An 18,522-nucleotide genomic window follows, 5' to 3' on the forward strand; every position below is an offset into this window, starting at 1 on the left:
AGCCCCAAGGCACGCGCTGCGATGTTCGCCTTGGCATTGCTCGCCCTCTATGCCGCCGTGAACGCTATGACGGGGTTTGACCGCGATGCGACGGGATTGAAGATCGGGGTCTTCCTGTTCGTGATGTTCTTCCTGCTGGGCACCGGGATCTGGGTTGGCCTTGCGCTGATGGGCGTGGCCTATATGGGGATGATCGGGTTCACCCCGCGCAACCCCGGCTCGTCGATGGCGATCACCGTCTGGTCCAGCGCATCCAGCTGGACGCTGACCTCCTTGCCGCTGTTCATCTGGATGGGCGAAATCCTTTACCGCACCAAATTGTCCGAGGATATGTTCAAGGGCCTCGCGCCCTGGCTGTCGCGCCTGCCCGGCGGCTTGCTGCACACCAACGTTGTGGGCTGCACCGTGTTCGCCGCCGTGTCGGGATCCTCTGCCGCCACGCTTATGACTGTGGGGAAGATGTCGATCCCCGAGCTGCGCAAACGCGGCTATCCCGAATTCATGATTATCGGCACGCTGGCCGGGGCGGCCACGCTTGGCCTGATGATCCCACCGTCGCTGACCCTGATCGTCTATGGCGTCAGCGTCCAGCAAAGCATCACTGCCCTGTTCATGGCCGGGGTCCTGCCGGGCCTTGTTCTGGCGGCCATGTTCATGGGCTATATTGCGCTCTGGTCCGTGCTGCGCCCGCAGGACGCGCCGGAACCGGAACCGCGCATCGGCTTTGTCGCGGCGGTCAGGAACTCTGTCCTGCTGCTGCCGGTGATCGCGCTGATACTGACGGTCATCGGATCCATGTATGCCGGTATCGCCACCGCGACCGAGGCGGCAGCCTTTGGCGTGATCGGCGCGCTGCTGCTGGCCCTGCTGCAAGGCTCGCTTAGTTTTGCGACGCTGCTCGAAAGCCTGCTTGGCGCCACACGCACCTCTGCGATGATTGCGCTTATTCTGATGGGGGCGGCGTTCCTGACGCTGTCCATGGGCTTCACCGGGGTGCCACGCGCACTTGCGGGTGTCATCGCCTCCTACAATCTGTCGCCCTTTGCCCTGATCGCGGCGCTGACGGTGTTTTACATCATCATCGGCATGTTCCTTGATGGCATTTCGGCGGTGGTGCTGACCATGGCCATCATCGAGCCGATGATCACGGCGGCGGGGATCGATCTGATCTGGTTCGGCATCTTCATCGTGGTTGTTGTGGAAATGGCGCAGATCACGCCACCGGTCGGGTTCAACCTGTTCGTGCTGCAGGGCATGACCAAACATGACATGAGCTATATCGCCCGCACCGCCCTGCCGATGTTTGGGATCATGCTGCTGATGGTGATCATCCTCGTGGTCTTTCCCGGTCTGGCAACCTGGCTGCCCGAGGCGCTGAAACAGGGGCCTGGCGGGTCGTGAGTCCCGGCTTCATCGGCATTCTCAGCCTCGACACTCGGTTTCCCCGTATTCCGGGCGATGCCGGACATCCGGACAGCTATCACTTGCCGGCCCGTGTCCGCGTTGTCGCCGGTGCGGGCAGTCCACAGATCGTGCGCGATGCCCGCCCTGCTCAGGCGCTGGTGGACCGCTTCATCGCAGCAGCGCAGGAGCTTGAGAGCGAGGGCGCGGTTCTCATCACCTCCACCTGCGGTTTCCTCGTGACGGTGCAGGACGAGATTGCCGCGCAGCTGCGCATTCCGGTGTTGCTGTCTGGCCTGTCGCTGCTGCCGCTGGTGCGGGCAATGACGGGGGGGCGTGTCGTGGGTGTGCTGACCGCCTCGCGTCCGTCGCTTGGCACGCAGGCCTTGGTGGCTGCAGGCATCACACCGGATCAGGTCTGCATCGCGGGTCTGGAAGGATCACCGCTTTTTGCCAGCATCTTCCTTGCGGCAAAATCCGAACAATGTGCGTCGTTTGACCCAAAGGCGGTCGAACAGATCGTCGTCGCCGCCGCCACCAGCCTCGTGCAAACCACACCCGGGCTTGGCGCTATTCTCTTTGAATGCGGCAACCTGCCACCCTACGCCACGGCAGTGCGGCGCGCCACGGGGCTGCCCGTGTTCACGGTGCTGGACGGCGCGCGGATGATCGCGCCCTCAGGGCTGGCGCAGATCGGCGAGTTGGGTCGATAGCAGCTCTGCCTGATAACTTTGTACATCGGGCAGATCGACAATCAGCGTGGCAGGCGCGATCCCGGCTGCGGCAAGCGCCTTGCCATCAGGCCCCGCAATCAGCGATCGCCCGCCAAAATGGATATCCCCATCCGGCCCGGCGTAATTGGCATAGGCCAGGGTCAGGCGGTTTTCATAGGCCCGCGCGGGCACCAGCAGATCCTGCACATGTTCAAACCCGCTGGGGTTCGCCGTCGGCACCAGCAGCAGATCACAACCCTGCCGTGCCACGGCCCGCACATGTTCGGGAAATTCGATATCATAGCAGATCAGCAGGCCGATCCTGTGCCCGCCAAAGTCAAAGACCTCTGGCGCCTCTGTGCCGGGGACAAAGCTGTCGCGCTCCAGCGCGCCGAACAGCTGCAGCTTGCGATAATGCCCGATGCGGCGCCCCTGCGCGTCGATCAGGGAGGCGGCGTTGTAAACCACATCACCCGCCCGTTCGGCCCAGCCATAGGCAATCGCCAGCCCGCACTCCCGCGCCAGCGCCGCCATGGCACGGCAACTTGCGCCATCAATCTCCTCGGCCAGGTCACGATGCGCCTTGGATTGGTTATAGCCCGGCAGGATCAGCTCGGGCAGCAAGACGATATCGACGCCAAGGGCGCGCAACGGCATGATCTGCGCGCGCAGATCGGCACCGATCATCGCGATGGGGCCAGAGGGGGAAATCTGCAGCAAGGCAAGTCTGGTCATTGTATCGTACCGTATCCGAATGAGAATATCTGCTCTGTGCAACCTATACTGCGGCCGGTCGGCCCGTTCCAGCGCCTCGATCATGGTGTCGTGCGAGGGGGGGGGCGGGGCTGAACCTCAGCCTTGCAGTCTTTCACGGCTCTGACAGCAGATTTCCCTGCCCGGTCTCTCTCTCTGCCGTTCAGACAGGGATTCGCAAGGCATTGAAACAACCGCAGCGGAAGGCCCGGAGCAACGCCTCATGTTGGCGAACGGGTCAGAGATAATTTTTACTCTAACACTTCCAAGGCTTTAAGACCTTTTAGGTTGATCCGCGTCCCCTTTGCCACAGGTTTGTTACGGGAAAGGAGGGTTTGCTTATGGCAGCACCTGCACAAGTCACTTGGGTCAAGACGGACCCATCCGGCGCGGAAATCCTCAAGCTGGGCGGCACACGCCGCAGCTTTTTCAGCAAGTCTAGCTGGGAATTGTCCGCCCGAGAGGCCATCGCTCTGGTCGAACAGGACGAATGGCGGTTCTACGTCGAAGTGGATGAAAAGAAGGGTTGGCTGGAAGTTCTGGAACAGCCGGACGGCACCAGGAAGTTCAGCAACCAAGGTCCCATTCAGATCCTGACCTGATCAATCTCCGCACCCAGACTGTGATCTGAACGAGATCACAGGACACGCGGTCACCATCGTAGCAGCTTTGGGCGGCGGCACCGCCCAAAGTATATCGCACAAGGTCAGAAATCAGGTGTTGAAAAGGAAGTGCAGCACATCGCCGTCCTTGACGGTATAGGCCTTGCCTTCGGCGCGCATCTTTCCCGCGTCTTTGGCGCCCTGTTCGCCGCCCAAAGTGACAAAATCTTCAAAGGCGATGGTTTCGGCGCGGATGAATCCCCGCTCGAAATCGCCGTGAATCACACCAGCCGCCTGCGGCGCAGATGTGCCTGCACGGATCGTCCAGGCGCGCGCCTCTTTCGGGCCGACGGTGAAGTAGGTCTCAAGGTGCAGCAGCGCATACCCTGCGCGGATCAGCCGGTCTAGACCAGCCTCTTCCAACCCCATCTCGCTAAGGAACATCTCGGCTTCCTCGGCATCAAGTTGCGAGATGTCCTCTTCGATCTTGGCAGAGATCACGACATGTGAATTGCCCTGATCCGCAGCCATTTTCGCCACGTTCTCAGAATGCTGGTTGCCGGTGGCGGCTTCTTCCTCGGACACGTTGCAGACATACAGTACAGGCTTGGTGGTCAGCAGCTGCAGCATGCGCCACGCCTTGGCATCCTCGGGGTCCACCGTCACCGTACGGGCAGGGTGGCCCTGTTCCAGCGCAGCTAGGGCGGCTTTCATCAGGCGTTCCTGCTGGACCGCGTCCTTGTCACCGCCGCGCACCTTGCGGGTGATGTTCACCAGACGCTTTTCGATCGACTCGATGTCCGAAATCATCAGCTCTGTGTCGATCGTGTCGGCATCGGACACCGGATCAACGCGGCCATTCACATGCACCACATCGCCATCGTCAAAGCAGCGCAGCACATGGGCGATGGCATCCACTTCGCGGATATTGGCCAGGAACTGGTTGCCCAGACCTTCGCCCTTGGATGCGCCCTTGACCAGACCTGCGATGTCCACAAAGGTCATGCGCGTCGGGATCGTCTGCTTGGACTTGGCGATTTCGGCCAGCTTGTCCAGCCGCGCATCGGGCACGGCCACATCGCCCACATTGGGTTCGATGGTGCAGAAGGGAAAGTTGGCGGCCTGCGCAGCGGCGGTTTTTGTCAGCGCGTTGAACAGGGTCGACTTGCCCACATTGGGCATACCCACGATTCCCATCTTGAAGCCCATGATGCGTTCCTTTTCGCCTGTAAGACGCGCCGCTTCTAGTGCCAGCAGGGTGCGGGCGCAAGCCTGCGCACCCGCACCCTGCTGCCTCTTTATTGCCAGTTGCCTTCGAACCCCTGCGGGATCATCAGAATATCGCGGTCCAGCGTCGTCACATCGCGCCGTCCGCACATGGCCATGGACAGGTCCAGCTCCTTGTGAATGACCTCAAGCGCGCGGGTCACGCCCTGTTGCCCCATCGCGCCCAGACCATAAACATAGGCGCGCCCGATCCAGGTGCCCTTCGCGCCCATGGCCACAGCCTTGAGCACGTCCTGACCAGATCGGATGCCGGAATCAAGGTGCACCTCGATCTTGTCGCCCACCGCATCCATGATCGCGGGCAGCGCGCGGATCGAGCTCAGCGCACCGTCAAGCTGCCGCCCGCCGTGGTTGGACACCACGATGGCATCCGCCCCGACATTGCAGGCCTCAAGCGCATCGCGTGGATCCATGATGCCCTTGATGATCAGCGGTCCGTCCCACATCTTGCGGAACTGGCGGATGCGGTCCCAGTCAAGCGACGGATCAAAGGCCTCTGCCGTCCAGGTGCTCAGCGAGGACGGATCGCTCACCCCCTTGGCATGGCCGACGATGTTGCCAAAGAACCGGCGCTTGGTCGACAGCATGCCCATGCCCCAGTGGACCTTGGTCATCATGTTGGCGACAGATTTGGGCGTCAGCTTGGGCGGGGCAGATAGGCCGTTCTTGATGTCCTTGTGTCGCTGGCCCATCACCTGCAGATCCACCGTGATCACCGCTGCCGAACACTTGGCCGCCTTGGCGCGGTCAAACAGCCGCTGCATGTAGTCATCATCCTTCAGCGTATAGACCTGCATCCAGAAGGGTTTGGACGTGTTGGACGCCACATCCTCGATCGAACAGATCGACATGGTGGACAGCGTGTAGGGCACGCCGAATTTTTCCGCCGCCCGCGCCGCTTTGATCTCACCATCAAAATGCTGCATGCCGGTCAGCCCGACGGGGGCGAGGGCCACGGGCATGGCCACATCCTGCCCGATCATCTGGCTGGCGGTGGACCGCCCCGCCATGTCGATGGCGACGCGCTGGCGCAGATAGATCTTGTCGAAATCGCTGGAATTCTCACGGAAGGTCTGTTCCGACCAGCTGCCGGATTCAGCATAGTCATAGAACATCTTCGGCACCCGGCGCCGGTAAAGGCGCTTGAGGTCGGCAATCTCGGTGATCACGGGCATGGGGTCTGGACTTTCCTGCGGATTGGTGAGGTTTGATTACCAATACTCTGCCGTGGCGGCAATGGACAAGCGCCGGGCTGCCAAGACGGGGTTCAGCGGATCCAAAGGGGCGCCTGACGGCGCACCGGGGGGGCCGGATCAGCGGCAAACCGAAACAGCGGCAAATATGCGCCGGGCGCGCGATCTGCATCACCAAGGCTTGCATAAGCGGCGCGTCGCATTCATGCAGATCGTCATGACACAGAACCCTTCCGATCCGCAGACCTCGCTGGCCGCTCTTGGCTGGTCCCCGGCGCTTGACGCGCAGCTTGCGGCAGAGGAGCAGAATCTGCTGCGCCTGCGTGTGGCGACAGTGCACCGTGCGCGCATGACGGCGATGGGGGCCGAGGGTCCGGTCAAGCTGTCGCTGCCGGCCAAGATCAACACCGGCGATTATGCCGTCGGCGACTGGGTTCTGGGTGAACCCGGCACGCGTCTGCTGCTGCGCAGGCTCGAGCGTCAGTCGTTGCTGCAGCGCCGCACAGAAGGCGCGCGCCACCCGCAGCTGATTGCCGCCAATGTGGACACGCTGTTCATCGTCACCTCCTGCAATGCCGATTTCAACCCGGCGCGGCTGGAACGGTATCTGGCCCTCTGTGCCGAGGCAGGCACAGCGGCGGTCATCGTTCTGACCAAGGCCGACATGGTCGACGATGCGGCCCCGTTCCGCGCGCAGGCCGAAGAGCTGCAGCGTGACTTGCCCGTCGTGACGCTGAACGCCAAGCAGGCAGAGGCGGCAGCTGTTCTGGCGCCCTGGTGTGGCACCGGGCAGACCGTGGCGCTTGTCGGCTCTTCCGGCGTCGGCAAATCGACGCTGCTGAACACGCTGGCGGACAGCGCGCCCGGCGAAGGCCAGGAAACCGGCGGCATCCGCGACAGCGATGCCAAGGGTCGGCACACCACCACATCGCGCTCGCTGCATGCGATCAAGGGTGGCGGTTGGGTGATCGACACGCCCGGCATGCGCACCCTGCACATGAGCGATGCGGCCGGTGGTCTGGACGCTGTGTTTTCCGAGATTACAGAACTGGCGCCAGAATGCCGGTTCCGCGACTGCACCCATGCCCATGAACCCGGCTGTGCCGTGCAGGCGGCCATTGCACGCGGCGATCTGGACCCGGCACGGCTTGATCGCTGGCGCAAGTTATCCGGAGAAAACCGCGACAACACCCCGGTGCAGACCGGCCCGCGCGGCAACAGGGTCACCCGGATGCCCGGCCGCAAGCGGTGACTCTGCGATGACCATCGCACAACCCTGTCTGGCGGTGGACGGTGGCGGTACGCACTGCCGCTTTGCCCTGATGTGGCAGGGACAGCGGCACGAGGTTCAGGGATCAGGGGCGAATGTCACCACCGATCTTGCCCGGGCGCTTGAGGTTCTGCGTGCAGGCTTTGCCGCTTTGGCGGACAGGGCCGGGGTAGGTCTGAACGACTTCAACGCCATACCGGCCTACCTCGGGCTTGCTGGGGTCATTGATGCAGACACGGGAGCGCGTGTGGCACAGGCGCTGCCCTTCACATCTCTGCGGGTTGACGAAGACCGCCCCGCCGCCCTCATCGGGGCGCTGGGCGACGCCTTTGGCAGTATCGCAGCGGTGGGGACGGGCTCCTTCCTGGGGCGGGCGGATGACGATGGCGTGCGGTTCATCGGCGGGCACGGGCTCGTGCTGGGGGATGAGGCGTCAGGCGCCTGGCTCGGACGCGCGGCACTCGCGGCCAGCCTGCGCGCGCAGGATGGAATCGGCCCTGACAGTGCCTTTCTGACGGATGTGCGGGGCCGCATGGGTGGCGTCGCCGGGGTGATCACCTTTGCCCGCCGCGCCGATCCGGCACAATTTGGCGCTCTGGCGCCCGAGGTTGCTTCTGCCGCTGCCAGTGGTGACGCCGTAGCGCGGGATCTGATGAGGCAGGGCGCGGGATATCTTGCGCAGGGATTGCAGGCGCTTGGCTGGGCCGGTGGTGAACGCCTCTGCCTGCTGGGGGGGCTGGGCCCGTCTTACGCGCCCTGGCTGCCTGCCGGGATGCAGTCGGCCCTGAGCCCACCCGCAGGCACGGCGCTGGACGGCGCGCTGAGGCTGGCGGCACAACTGGCAGAGGCGGGATGATGCGGCGATTCGCCCTTACGGGAGCTGCGGTGTTCGACGGCGACAGCCTGCGCGACGGGGTTGCGGTTTTGCTGAACGGCGTGCGGATCGAGGCCGTGCTGCCAGAGGATCAGCTTGCGCGGGACGTGCCCCGGATGACCCTCGACGGGGGCACGCTCTGCCCCGGCTTTGTCGATCTGCAGGTCAATGGCGGCGGCGGTGTGCTGTTCAACGACGGCCCCGATGTGGCGACGCTGGCACGTATGGCACAGGCCCATGCGGGCTTGGGTGCGACGACGATTCTGCCGACGCTGATCACTGACACGCCGGACAAGACCGCAGCGGCGATTGATGCCGTGGCTGGGGCCCTGGCCCAGAACATGCCTGGAATCGGCGGTCTGCACCTTGAGGGGCCGCATCTGGCCCTGACACGCAAGGGCGCCCATGACCCGGCCCGCATCCGGCCCATGCAGCCTGATGATCTGGCGCTGTTGCTGGATGCGGCGCGGCGGCTGCCGGTGCTGATCGTCACGCTTGCGCCCGAATCCGTGACAGACGCACAGATCGCCGCGCTGGCGCAGGCCGGGGTGGTCGTCTCGCTGGGCCACAGCGATTGCAGTTTCGATCAGGCTCAGACAGCCTTTGCCGCAGGGGCGCAGATGGTGACGCATCTGTTCAACGCCATGAGCCCGCTTGGCCACCGCGCGCCGGGTTTGGTGGGGGCGGCGCTGACGGCCAAAGGCGTAGCCTCCGGGGTGATCGCGGATCTGGTGCATGTGCAGGCGGCCAGCCTGCAGGTTGCGCTGGCAGCAGATGCCGCGCGCGGCGGGCTGTTTCTGGTCAGTGATGCGATGGCACCTGCAGGCAGCGACATGACAACCTTTACGCTGACCGGGCAGCAGGTCTTGCGTGCACAGGGCACCCTGCGGCTGGCGGATGGCACGCTGGCCGGTGCCGATCTGGATCTGGCGCGCGCACTGCGCAATCTGCTCGCACTGGGTGTGCCTCTGGTGCAGGCGCTGACGATGGCAACCAGACGGCCCGCACAGGCGGCGGGTCTGACCGGCGCGGGCACTCTGCACGCGGGGTGCGCCGCTGATATCCTGCATCTGAACGACAGGCTGGAGCTTCAAGCGGTCTGGCAGCGGGGGCGGGTGATCCCGCTCTCGCCCAGATAGCTGCCTTAACGGCTGGTGCGGCGCAGGCGGATCACCACATCGACGCTGGCAATCTCTGCCCCGTCTGGCGCCGCAGGCAGGCGCGAGATCTCAAGCTGATCCGAAGGTGCATCGGTCAGGGTGCCATCATCTTCCCAAAAGAAATGCGGGTGATCATGGGTGTTGGTGTCAAAATAGCTTTTTGATCCGTCCACCGTGACCTCTTGCATCAAGCCGACATCGCAAAACGCCTTGAGCGTGTTGTAAACCGTGGCCAGCGACACCCGCTCTCCATGATCCCGTGCGGCGGCGAACAGGCTTTCGGCCGTCACATGCCGGTTCTGACCGTCGCCCACCAGAAGCGCCGCCAGAGTAAGGCGTTGCCGGGTGGGGCGCAGATCGGCGCGGGCCAGCCAGTCGGTTCCACGGTTTGCCGCGTCAGGTGTCATTTGCTGCATGTCCTTTGAGCCTCCTTGCACACATATAGAGCGTCCGGGCGGCGGATTTCAAACGAAATTGCCCGAACCCCGGTTTAGGGCGACGCCACACCGCAGGCTTGCGCCCTGCCGGACGCCGATGTTAGACGGTGCAGACGATGTAGGATAAAAGATGAGGCGCACCCTATATGGCCGATTACCCGAGCCAGTTTGACAAGGACGATCTGCTGAAATGCGCGCGAGGCGAGCTGTTCGGCCCCGGAAATGCGCAACTGCCAGAGCCGCCGATGCTGATGATGGACCGGATCACCGACATTTCGGGGGACGGTGGCGCGCATGGCAAGGGCCATGTGGTGGCCGAATTCGACATCACGCCCGATCTATGGTTTTTCGATTGTCACTTTCCCGGTAACCCGATCATGCCGGGCTGTCTTGGCCTTGACGGGCTCTGGCAGCTGACCGGTTTCAACCTTGGCTGGCGTGGCTGGCAGGGGCGCGGCTATGCGCTGGGCGTGGGCGAGGTCAAGCTGACCGGAATGGTCCGCCCGGATCGCAAGATGCTGACCTACAAGATAGATTTCACCAAGGCGATCCAGACCCGTCGGCTGACCATGGGTGTCGCCGACGGCATTGTAGAGGCCGACGGAGAGGTTATCTATCAAGTGAAAGACATGAAGGTCGCGCTGTCAGAGAGCTGATCCGGCACCGAGCGACCCAACAGGAGGAGAGCGCCATGCGCCGCGTCGTCGTCACTGGGCTGGGCATTGTCTCGTCCATCGGAAACAATTCCGAAGAGGTTCTTGCCTCGTTGCGGGCCGGGAAATCCGGCATCACCGCCAATGCAGACATGGCAGAGCGGGGATTCCGCAGCCAGATCGCCGGCAACGTCAAACTCGACGTGGCCGAGCATGTGGAAAAACGCACCCTGCGCTTCATGGGGCCGGGTGCGGCCTACGCCCATATCGCCATGGCACAGGCCATTGCCGATGCGGGGCTTGAAGAATCCGATATCTCCAACCCGCGCACCGGGCTTGTGGCCGGGTCAGGGGGGCCGTCAACCAGCGCGATGTTCGCGTCGCACCAGATCGTGTTGAACGCGGGCGCGCCCAAACGGATCGGGCCGTTCGCCGTGCCGAAATGCATGTCCTCGACGATCAGTGCTAATCTTTCGACCGCGTACAAGATCAAGGGCATCAACTATTCCATCACCTCGGCCTGCTCGACCTCGCTGCATTGCATCGGCAATGCGTCCGAACAGATCATGATGGGCAAACAGGATATCATGTTCGCCGGTGGCGCCGAAGAACTGGACTGGACCCTGTCCTGCCTGTTCGATGCCATGGGCGCGATGTCGTCCAAGTATAACGATACGCCGGAAAAAGCCTCGCGCGCCTTCGATGCAGGCCGTGACGGGTTTGTCATCGCCGGCGGCGGCGGCATTCTGGTTCTTGAAGAGCTGGAACACGCAAAGGCCCGCGGCGCCAAGATCTATGGCGAGGTTACGGGTTATGCGGCCACCTCTGATGGGCACGACATGGTTGCGCCCTCGGGGGAAGGTGGCGAACGCGCCATGCGTCTGGCGCTGCAATCGCTGAAAGACCGCAAGGTCGGTTACATCAACGCCCATGGCACCTCGACCCCCGTCGGCGACGTGGGCGAAATCGAGGCCGTGCGCCGCGTCTTTGGCGACGGCAGCACCCCGCTGGTCAGCTCGACCAAATCCATGACCGGCCACAGCCAGGGCGCCACCGGCGCGCAAGAAGCGATCTATTGCCTGCTGATGCTGCGCGACGACTTCATTGCGCCGTCGATCAATGTCGAAACACTGGATTCTGCACTGAAACCTGCTGAAATCGCGACCAGTCTGGTGGAAAACGCCGGGCTGGATACGGTGATGACCAATTCCTTCGGCTTTGGCGGCACCAACGGTTCCATGCTGCTCAGCAAATATCACGGGTGAGATCAAAAAAATGTCGGATCAGCTGAAGGGCAAGCGCGGGCTTGTGATGGGCGTGGCGAATGAACGCTCGATCGCCTGGGGAATTGCCAGGGCGCTTGCCGGGGCAGGGGCGGAACTCGCCTTTACCTATCAGGGCGAAGCGTTCGGTTCCCGACTGAAACCGCTTGCCGAAAGCGTCGGATCCGATTTCATGGTCGATGTGGACGTGACCGACGATGCCTCGCTGGACGCGGCATTCGAACAGCTGGGCGCACGCTGGCCGACGATTGATTTCGTGGTCCATGCCATTGCATTTTCCGACAAGTCCGAACTGACGGGGCGCTTCCTGAACACCAGCCGCGCCAATTTCAAACGCTCGCTGGATATCTCGGCCTACAGCTTCGTCGAAATTGCGCGTCGCGCCCATCCGCTGATGGTGGAAAACGGTGGTACGCTGCTCACCCTGACCTATCAGGGCTCCAACAAGGTTGTGCCGAACTACAATGTGATGGGCGTCGCCAAGGCGGCGCTTGAATCCACCACGCGCTACCTCGCCAACGATCTCGGCCCCGAAGGCATCCGCGTGAATGCCATCAGCCCCGGCCCGATGAAGACGCTGGCGGGCGCGGCCATCGGCGGCGCGCGCAAGACCTACAAGCATACCGACATCAACGCCCCCCTGCGCGCGAATGCGACGCTTGAGGCCGTTGGCGGCACGGCAGTCTACCTCATCTCGGATGCGGGCGCCTGCACCACGGGTGAGATCATTCATGTGGACGGCGGCTTTCATGTGCTGGGCATGCCGCAATACGAAAACCTCTGATCCCAGACCCTTCGTTTTCTCACGGCCCCGACCACCGCTTCCCGCCTGCATGGGCCGGGGAAGCGATGGCCGGGCATGATTTCCAAGACGCAGAATGAAAACGCGACAGGCGGGACGCTTTAAGGTCACGCGCTGCGTGAAAAAATGCACCTATGCCTTTCCAAAAGCCTCAAAGACGGAAGGCTTCAGGTACTCCGCCGCAAAAGATCCCCTCGCAAGACTCGAATCACCGGAGCCTCATCCTCTCACGGGGACCCTGCCCGCAGGTAAACTCCTGCGGGTTTTCGTCACTTTTAACTCAATCTTTAGGATATAAGCCGTTTATCAGGCCGCTCAAAATGAGGGAAAACAGGAGATCATGGCAAAAAAAAGACGTTGGAAGTCACTTTGACGACATTCGCCCATGATCGGTAACTGTATCTTATATTTGTGGCCTAGAATTGTAGGGACATTTTAAGAGTAGCCCGCCTTTATTGCGGGACGGTTTAAAAATCTTAGCTATAAACTTTTTCCATACGGGCCCCGGTCGTCGCCGGGGCCCGATTAATAAAGATGGATCAAACGGTGGGTAAGACGGATGCGCCCAGTATCGTGATGAGGTCAGGATCCGCGTGTGAATTGCGATCCAAGCCCGGCCGGGTTGAGGATCTCGATCTCTTCCTTGCGGATTGCGATAACTCCGTCGTCCCGCAACCTGCCAAGTGCCTTGTTCACGGTCTGTCGCGAACACCCCGCCACATTGGCAAGGTAGGACTGGCTGATGCGCACCACGTTATCCGCTTCGGAAAGATGCCACAGATAGCTGCTGATGCGTTGCTCGACCGGCTGAAACTGATCTATCGCCTTGAATTGATTGTCGCGATGCAGTCGCATGACATAGGCGCGCAGCACGTTGCGCACGAACAGTTCGCATTTCATCAAGGTCTTGACCTTGTTGATCGGACACAGAAGCGTCACGGTTTTGGGCCGGGCCACAGCGCTCGACACGCAGGGCACATCGCCGACCGCCTCGGGTTCCCCCAGCGCTTCACCCGGGCTCAGGTGGGTTATGATCGCGCGTTGACCGTCTTCGGTCAGATAGGCAATCTCGACAGACCCCGACGCGATGATGAAAAAACCGGGTGGCTTTTCGCCCTGGGTCAGTATTTCGGTCGCTTGGGTGTGGGTTTGCACGGTGCAGTCGTCAAGAAGCGCAGATTTTTCTTCCGGACTAAGGTCTTCGAGCAGGAAACAGTTTTTCAAGTGTGGAAATCGAACGGAACTTTTCATGAGTGCGTGTTCAACTTGTGAAAGAGAAGGGCAGAGAAACAGGAGCACAAATTACATTGGTCTTGGCTAACACTAGGACGGTAAAAAACCGGTTTGGTGCTTTCAGCTGCACGAGCATGTCTCCGACAGTTTCAGTTTCAGACTATGGCGCGACCGCGATTTTAGCGACAATGTTGGGTCACTGGATTGTGACAGGGCAAGTGTGACACTGGAAAACGAAGATGTCCAATGTCGCACGGCATTGCTTCTGGAACAATCTGGCGGGTCTCAACGACGCCTGATGTCGCTTATGGACTGCCTTGGCGGACGCGGGTCAAGCCATTGATATGTGTCGGACCTCGAAAATATAACCGTCACTGGGCAACATGCGGCAAGCAACCTCCCAGACCAGTCGTCTGAAAGCAGCCGGTGCCTCTGATCAAAGGGCCGTCCGCAGACAAGGCTTGTTTTCCCCTTCTCAGGCGGCATCAATCTGCCTTGTGCGGGTTGCCGCCATCACTAAAGGTGCCTCAACTCGGTCCGCTTTGGCCGCTACACAATATTTCACGTTGAGACATCCCCCCGTTCTGCGCTATCCCCCGCCTCTGAACCCGTTCCCGGAGGCCCCGCCATGACAACGCCCAAAAAGCTGTTCATCAAGACATACGGCTGTCAGATGAACGTCTATGATTCCGAGCGGATGTCAGAGGCGCTTGGCGGTCAGGGATATGTGGCGACCGACCGGCCCGAAGATGCCGACATGATCCTGCTCAACACTTGCCACATCCGCGAACGCGCGGCGGAAAAGGTCTATTCCGAACTCGGGCGCTACCGGGATCTGAAAGAGGCCAATCCAGACCTCAAGATCGGTGTCGCGGGCTGCGTGGCCCAGGCCGAAGGGGCCGAGATCATGCGCCGTCAACCGCTGGTCGATCTGGTGGTCGGACCGCAAAGTTATCACCGCCTCCCGCAGATGGAGGCGCAGATCCGCACCGGCGTGCGCGCGATCGACACCGATTTCCCCGAAGAGGACAAGTTCGAGGCACTGAAAGCCCGCCCCAAGGCGCGTCGTGCCCCGGCGGCGTTTCTGACCGTTCAGGAAGGTTGCGACAAATTCTGCGCCTTCTGCGTCGTGCCCTATACCCGCGGTGCCGAAGTCAGCCGCCCGGCGGACCGCATCCTGACCGAGGCGCGCGAACTGGTGGATCGCGGTGTGCGCGAACTGACCCTGCTGGGCCAGAACGTGAACGCCTATCATGGCGCGGGGCCGGATGGCGACTGGACGCTGGCCCGGCTGATCTGGGCGCTGAACGATGTGGATGGTTTGGAACGCATCCGCTTCACCACCTCCCATCCCAATGACATGACCGAAGATCTGATCGATGCGCATGCCACATGCCCCAAGCTCATGCCCTATCTGCATCTGCCGGTGCAGTCTGGCAGCGACAAGATCCTCAAGCGGATGAACCGCAGCCACACCGCCGACAGCTATCTGAAACTGATCGACCGCCTGCGCGCCGCGCGGCCCGATATCCTGATGTCCGGCGATTTCATCGTCGGCTTCCCCGAAGAGACCGAAGAGGATTTTCAGGCAACGCTCGATCTGATCGAAACAGTGGGCTACGGCTATGCCTATACCTTCAAATACTCGACTCGCCCCGGCACCCCGGCCGCCGAACGCGCGCAGGTCGATGAGGATGTGAAGGATGAGCGGCTCAAGCGCATTCAGGCGCTGATCACCCGCCAACAGCAGGAAATCCAGCAATCCATGGTCGGCCGGGATCTGACCGTGCTGTTCGAGAAACCGGGCCGATTCGAGGGGCAGATGGGTGGGAAATCCGAATATCTTCACGCCGTTCACGTTGATGCGCCGCAGGCGAAACCGGGTGACATGGCCCGTGTCAGAATCGTCGAAAGCGTGCGCAACTCACTCAAGGGTGTTCTGATCTGATCTTTGCCGACCGTGTCCGGCGCGCAACGCAAACTGACCCTGACTGCCTGAACGCTGCGCAAATGCACCTGTCGCCTGTCGCTGAGCCGGGGTAAATCTCCACAATATCTTGTGGTCATGGCCCGGCCTTGACATAGTGATCCGTGACAGGTTGATCACCGTCAGCCTGCGCCGCACGGCGCCTCTGCCTGCGGTTTCTCGGGTGAAGGACACAAGGGGGCAGAGCCTTTGACCAGCAGCATCACCTTGGCTGTGCAGCCTGTGATCGGCGTCGCACCGCTGCCGATAAGGGTCATGGGCGACCCGCTATGGAAAATTCACCATTCACTGCTTACCTCAGGCTGTGCAGGTGATCCCTGCGCGGCTTTTGCCACCCCGCCCCTTGCCATCCGTCGGCATTCGCTTGCCTTGTCCACCCGGGCTTGGCACTCTTTCCAGGAACCGCAAGTTTGGAGACATGCGTGACCACAGGCACCCTGACCGAAGCCAGCGTCGAATTTCCCGATAACCGTTTGCTGATCGAACTCTGTGGCGAGTTTGATCGCAACCTCACCGACATAGAAACGCGCCTGGGTGTGCAGATCCTGCGCCGGGGCAATTTCCTGTCGATCCACGGCGCCCCCGCCGCTCAGGACGAGGCGAAAGAAGTGCTGAATGCGCTTTATTCCCGCCTTGAACAGGGCCGCAGCGTTGAGCAGGGCGACATCGACCGCGAATTCCGCATGGCCCCCGAAGAACCGGCGGCAAGCGGCGGCAGTCAGCTCGAAATGTTTTCCGGCAAGGTCGAGATCAAGACGCGCCGCAAGCTGGTCGAGCCACGCACCGATGCGCAAAAGGCCTATGTCAAGGCGCTGTTCCAGAACGAACTTGCCTTCGGTATCGGCCCGGCGGGCACGGGCAAGACCTATCTTGCGGTCGCCGTCGGCGTGAACATGTTCATCAACGGCATGGTCGACAAGATCATCCTGTCCCGTCCCGCGGTCGAAGCCGGGGAAAAGCTCGGCTTTCTTCCCGGCGCGATGGAAGACAAGGTCGATCCCTATATGCAGCCGCTCTATGACGCGCTGAATGATTTCCTCCCCGGCAAGCAGCTTGCCAAACTGCGCGAGGAAAAGGTGATCGAAATTGCACCGCTTGCCTTCATGCGCGGTCGCACGCTCGCCAATGCCTTCGTGGTGCTGGACGAGGCGCAGAATGCGACCACGATGCAGATGAAGATGTTCCTCACCCGCCTCGGCCAAGGGTCGCGCATGGTGGTGACCGGGGATCGCACCCAGATCGACCTGCCGCGCGGCGTGCCCTCGGGCCTGCATGATGCCGAACGGCTTCTGGGCGGCATCCCCAAGATCAGCTTCAACTATTTCACCTCCAAGGACGTCGTGCGCCACCCGCTGGTTGCGGCGATCATCGAAGCCTATGAAAAGGATACCGGGGGTGCGTGACGCCCCCGACACCCCTGCGATGCTGACCGATACACTGATTGAGGATGACCGCTGGCGCGGCATCACCCTCGAATCCCTGGCCGAGGTGGCGGCCAGGGCGACGCTGGCGCATCTGGCGTTTGATCCTGATCACTTCGAAATTGCCCTGCTGGCGTGTGACGATGCCCGCATTGCGGTGCTGAACGCCGATTTCCGCGACAAGCCGGTGGCGACCAACGTGCTCAGCTGGCCTGCCTGGGATCTCTCCGCCGAAGACGATGGCGAAACCCCAGAAGCCCCCGAAGAGGGCAGCGCAGAGGACCCCGAAAGCCTTGGCGACATCGCCATTTCCTGGGACACCTGTGCGCGCGAGGCGGCTGAGGCGGGAAAACCCCTCTCTGACCATGTGTCGCATCTGATCGTTCATGGGGTTTTACATCTTTTGGGGTATGATCACATCCGCGACGGCGATGCCACGCTCATGGAAGGTCACGAAACGGCGATACTTGGCAAAATGGGTATCGACGACCCATATAGGGACCATTAGGTAAACAACAGGAACGGCTGCGCCGGAAACGCGGCTGATTTGGACAGGGATAAGATGGGCGATAGCGACGGTTCTTCTGACGCAGCGCAAAGCGCGCAGGACGAGGAACAGGATAATAAATCGGTGGGATTTTTCCGCCGGATCGTGGGGGTTCTGACCCCCGGTGACGGAATGGCGCTCCCGGTGAACGGGACATCTTCCCCACCACAGGCACAGCCGACACATGGCATGATCAACCTGCGACGCATGCGGGTCGAGGATGTGGCCCTGCCACGCGCCGAAATTGTGTCGGTGCCCGACACCATCACACGCGATGAACTGGTGCAGGTGTTTCGCGAAACCGGCATGACGCGTCTGCCGGTTTACAACGGCACGCTGGATACACCGGTCGGCATGGCGCATCTCAAGGATTTCGCGCTGATGCACGGCTTTAATGGCTCAGGCGAGTCGTTTGATCTGAAAAAGATCCTGCGCCCGCTGCTGTTTGTGCCACCCTCCATGCCCATTGGCGTTCTGCTGACCAAGATGCAGACGGAACGGCGGCACATGGCGCTGGTGATCGACGAATACGGCGGGGTCGACGGGCTGGTCACCATAGAGGATCTGATCGAACAGGTTATCGGCCAGATCGAGGATGAGCACGACACCGAAGACGACAAGAACTTCACCAAGGAGAAATCCGGCTGCTATCTTGCACTTGCCACCACCCCGCTTGAGGAGTTCGAGGCCGAGATCGGCATGGAACTGACCGATGACGAGGATATCGACGGCGAAGAGATCGACACGCTTGGCGGTCTGGTCTTTGTGCTGTCGGGACATGTGCCGGCGCGCGGTGAAATGGTTCCACATCCCTCGGGTGTGGAATTCGAGGTGGTCGATGCAGACCCCCGCCGGATCAAACGCCTGCGCGTGCGGATGCCCGGCAGCCCCGGAACCACGGCCGCC

The 18,522-nt window shown here is 61.8% G+C and carries 19 protein-coding genes; 13 read left to right on the top strand and 6 right to left on the bottom strand.

Features of this window, described 5'->3' with window-relative positions:
* The first annotated feature begins 66 nt into the window (after nt 1-66).
* Nucleotides 67-1,401: a TRAP transporter large permease gene (locus P775_RS23385; RefSeq protein WP_245875831.1), complete on the top strand. Its 1,335-nt coding sequence runs from the start codon at nt 67-69 to the stop codon at nt 1,399-1,401.
* Complete coding sequence (locus tag P775_RS23390) at nt 1,398-2,114, top strand: aspartate/glutamate racemase family protein (protein WP_099913247.1); 717 nt, start codon at nt 1,398-1,400, stop codon at nt 2,112-2,114. The genes P775_RS23385 and P775_RS23390 overlap by 4 nt, the downstream gene beginning before the upstream one ends.
* On the opposite strand, the gene P775_RS23395 is transcribed toward P775_RS23390, so the two are convergent.
* Nucleotides 2,079-2,849 (bottom strand): carbon-nitrogen hydrolase family protein, encoded by a 771-nt coding sequence (locus P775_RS23395; protein WP_180287555.1) that lies wholly within the window; start codon nt 2,847-2,849, stop codon nt 2,079-2,081. The genes P775_RS23390 and P775_RS23395 overlap by 36 nt on opposite strands.
* Nucleotides 2,850-3,208: 359 nt before the next feature.
* On the opposite strand from P775_RS23395, the gene P775_RS23400 reads away from it, so the two are divergent.
* Nucleotides 3,209-3,469: a hypothetical protein gene (locus tag P775_RS23400; RefSeq protein ID WP_099913249.1), complete on the top strand. Its 261-nt coding sequence runs from the start codon at nt 3,209-3,211 to the stop codon at nt 3,467-3,469.
* 111 nt (nt 3,470-3,580) lie between these two features.
* Here the strand turns inward: P775_RS23400 and ychF are convergent, their stop codons facing one another.
* Together ychF and P775_RS23410 are read right to left on the bottom strand one after the other, a co-directional pair.
* On the bottom strand, nt 3,581-4,678 hold the full coding sequence (gene ychF / locus P775_RS23405) for a redox-regulated ATPase YchF (RefSeq protein ID WP_099913250.1): 1,098 nt from the start codon (nt 4,676-4,678) through the stop codon (nt 3,581-3,583).
* A gap of 89 nt (nt 4,679-4,767) precedes the next feature.
* Nucleotides 4,768-5,931 carry an alpha-hydroxy acid oxidase gene (locus tag P775_RS23410; protein WP_099913251.1) on the bottom strand — a complete coding sequence of 388 codons (1,164 nt, stop codon included), beginning with the start codon at nt 5,929-5,931 and terminating at the stop codon, nt 4,768-4,770.
* 235 nt (nt 5,932-6,166) lie between these two features.
* Here P775_RS23410 and rsgA point away from each other — a divergent pair, with 235 nt between their 5' ends.
* The 3 genes from rsgA to nagA are packed head-to-tail and all read left to right on the top strand — an operon-like array spanning nt 6,167 to nt 9,232.
* Complete coding sequence (rsgA, locus tag P775_RS23415; RefSeq protein ID WP_099913264.1) at nt 6,167-7,201, top strand: ribosome small subunit-dependent GTPase A; 1,035 nt, start codon at nt 6,167-6,169, stop codon at nt 7,199-7,201.
* Nucleotides 7,202-7,208: 7 nt separating this feature from the next.
* Nucleotides 7,209-8,075: a glucosamine kinase nucleotide-binding domain-containing protein gene (locus tag P775_RS23420; RefSeq protein ID WP_099913252.1), complete on the top strand. Its 867-nt coding sequence runs from the start codon at nt 7,209-7,211 to the stop codon at nt 8,073-8,075.
* Nucleotides 8,075-9,232, top strand: coding sequence for an N-acetylglucosamine-6-phosphate deacetylase (gene nagA, locus P775_RS23425; protein ID WP_218967753.1), 1,158 nt, complete (start codon nt 8,075-8,077; stop codon nt 9,230-9,232). The genes P775_RS23420 and nagA overlap by 1 nt, the downstream gene beginning before the upstream one ends.
* Nucleotides 9,233-9,237: 5 nt before the next feature.
* Here the strand turns inward: nagA and irr are convergent, their stop codons facing one another.
* The gene (gene irr / locus P775_RS23430; RefSeq protein WP_099913254.1) at nt 9,238-9,660 is read right to left on the bottom strand and encodes a Fur family transcriptional regulator Irr; all 423 of its coding nucleotides are present in this window, start codon (nt 9,658-9,660) and stop codon (nt 9,238-9,240) included.
* A gap of 176 nt (nt 9,661-9,836) precedes the next feature.
* Between irr and fabA the strand changes: the two genes are divergently transcribed.
* Genes fabA through P775_RS23445 form a run of 3 tightly spaced genes read left to right on the top strand, consistent with a single transcriptional unit; the run spans nt 9,837 to nt 12,410 of the window.
* The gene (gene fabA, locus P775_RS23435; protein WP_099913255.1) at nt 9,837-10,346 is read left to right on the top strand and encodes a bifunctional 3-hydroxydecanoyl-ACP dehydratase/trans-2-decenoyl-ACP isomerase; all 510 of its coding nucleotides are present in this window, start codon (nt 9,837-9,839) and stop codon (nt 10,344-10,346) included.
* 35 nt (nt 10,347-10,381) lie between these two features.
* Nucleotides 10,382-11,608 carry a beta-ketoacyl-ACP synthase I gene (gene fabB, locus P775_RS23440; RefSeq protein ID WP_099913256.1) on the top strand — a complete coding sequence of 409 codons (1,227 nt, stop codon included), beginning with the start codon at nt 10,382-10,384 and terminating at the stop codon, nt 11,606-11,608.
* 10 nt (nt 11,609-11,618) lie between these two features.
* On the top strand, nt 11,619-12,410 hold the full coding sequence (locus P775_RS23445; RefSeq protein ID WP_099913257.1) for an enoyl-ACP reductase FabI: 792 nt from the start codon (nt 11,619-11,621) through the stop codon (nt 12,408-12,410).
* A 600-nt stretch (nt 12,411-13,010) separates the two neighbouring features.
* Here the strand turns inward: P775_RS23445 and P775_RS23450 are convergent.
* Nucleotides 13,011-13,583, bottom strand: coding sequence for a Crp/Fnr family transcriptional regulator (locus tag P775_RS23450; RefSeq protein ID WP_180287556.1), 573 nt, complete (start codon nt 13,581-13,583; stop codon nt 13,011-13,013).
* 706 nt (nt 13,584-14,289) lie between these two features.
* On the opposite strand from P775_RS23450, the gene miaB reads away from it, so the two are divergent.
* Entirely contained in the window at nt 14,290-15,609 is a 1,320-nt protein-coding gene (miaB, locus tag P775_RS23455) for a tRNA (N6-isopentenyl adenosine(37)-C2)-methylthiotransferase MiaB (RefSeq protein WP_099913259.1), read from the top strand.
* Between the two features lie 161 nt (nt 15,610-15,770).
* Here the strand turns inward: miaB and P775_RS29500 are convergent, their stop codons facing one another.
* Nucleotides 15,771-15,905 (bottom strand): hypothetical protein, encoded by a 135-nt coding sequence (locus tag P775_RS29500; RefSeq protein ID WP_281256116.1) that lies wholly within the window; start codon nt 15,903-15,905, stop codon nt 15,771-15,773.
* 165 nt (nt 15,906-16,070) lie between these two features.
* Between P775_RS29500 and P775_RS23460 the strand changes: the two genes are divergently transcribed.
* From P775_RS23460 to P775_RS23470, 3 genes are all read left to right on the top strand, one after another.
* Entirely contained in the window at nt 16,071-17,051 is a 981-nt protein-coding gene (locus P775_RS23460; protein WP_099913265.1) for a PhoH family protein, read from the top strand.
* A gap of 19 nt (nt 17,052-17,070) precedes the next feature.
* Nucleotides 17,071-17,577, top strand: a complete 507-nt coding sequence (ybeY, locus tag P775_RS23465) for an rRNA maturation RNase YbeY (protein WP_099913266.1) — start codon at nt 17,071-17,073, stop codon at nt 17,575-17,577.
* A gap of 54 nt (nt 17,578-17,631) precedes the next feature.
* Nucleotides 17,632-18,522: hemolysin family protein (locus P775_RS23470; RefSeq protein ID WP_099913260.1), on the top strand; the 891-nt coding region annotated here is incomplete at its 3' end.

Origin of the sequence: Puniceibacterium antarcticum (assembly GCF_002760615.1) — a bacterium.
GTDB lineage: Bacteria > Pseudomonadota > Alphaproteobacteria > Rhodobacterales > Rhodobacteraceae > Puniceibacterium > Puniceibacterium antarcticum.

Bases quoted from the DNA above. Each gene is read 5' to 3' on its own strand.
- P775_RS23385 (WP_245875831.1), top strand. From the start codon at position 67: ATGACGGGGTTTGACCGCGATGCGACGGGATTGAAGATCGGGGTCTTC.
- P775_RS23395 (WP_180287555.1), bottom strand. From the start codon at position 2,849: ATGACCAGACTTGCCTTGCTGCAGATTTCCCCCTCTGGCCCCATCGCG.
- P775_RS23400 (WP_099913249.1), top strand. From the start codon at position 3,209: ATGGCAGCACCTGCACAAGTCACTTGGGTCAAGACGGACCCATCCGGC.
- ychF (WP_099913250.1), bottom strand. From the start codon at position 4,678: ATGGGCTTCAAGATGGGAATCGTGGGTATGCCCAATGTGGGCAAGTCG.
- P775_RS23410 (WP_099913251.1), bottom strand. From the start codon at position 5,931: ATGCCCGTGATCACCGAGATTGCCGACCTCAAGCGCCTTTACCGGCGC.
- rsgA (WP_099913264.1), top strand. From the start codon at position 6,167: ATGACACAGAACCCTTCCGATCCGCAGACCTCGCTGGCCGCTCTTGGC.
- P775_RS23420 (WP_099913252.1), top strand. From the start codon at position 7,209: ATGACCATCGCACAACCCTGTCTGGCGGTGGACGGTGGCGGTACGCAC.
- nagA (WP_218967753.1), top strand. From the start codon at position 8,075: ATGCGGCGATTCGCCCTTACGGGAGCTGCGGTGTTCGACGGCGACAGC.
- irr (WP_099913254.1), bottom strand. From the start codon at position 9,660: ATGACACCTGACGCGGCAAACCGTGGAACCGACTGGCTGGCCCGCGCC.
- fabA (WP_099913255.1), top strand. From the start codon at position 9,837: ATGGCCGATTACCCGAGCCAGTTTGACAAGGACGATCTGCTGAAATGC.
- fabB (WP_099913256.1), top strand. From the start codon at position 10,382: ATGCGCCGCGTCGTCGTCACTGGGCTGGGCATTGTCTCGTCCATCGGA.
- P775_RS23445 (WP_099913257.1), top strand. From the start codon at position 11,619: ATGTCGGATCAGCTGAAGGGCAAGCGCGGGCTTGTGATGGGCGTGGCG.
- miaB (WP_099913259.1), top strand. From the start codon at position 14,290: ATGACAACGCCCAAAAAGCTGTTCATCAAGACATACGGCTGTCAGATG.
- P775_RS29500 (WP_281256116.1), bottom strand. From the start codon at position 15,905: ATGACCCTTATCGGCAGCGGTGCGACGCCGATCACAGGCTGCACAGCC.
- ybeY (WP_099913266.1), top strand. From the start codon at position 17,071: ATGCTGACCGATACACTGATTGAGGATGACCGCTGGCGCGGCATCACC.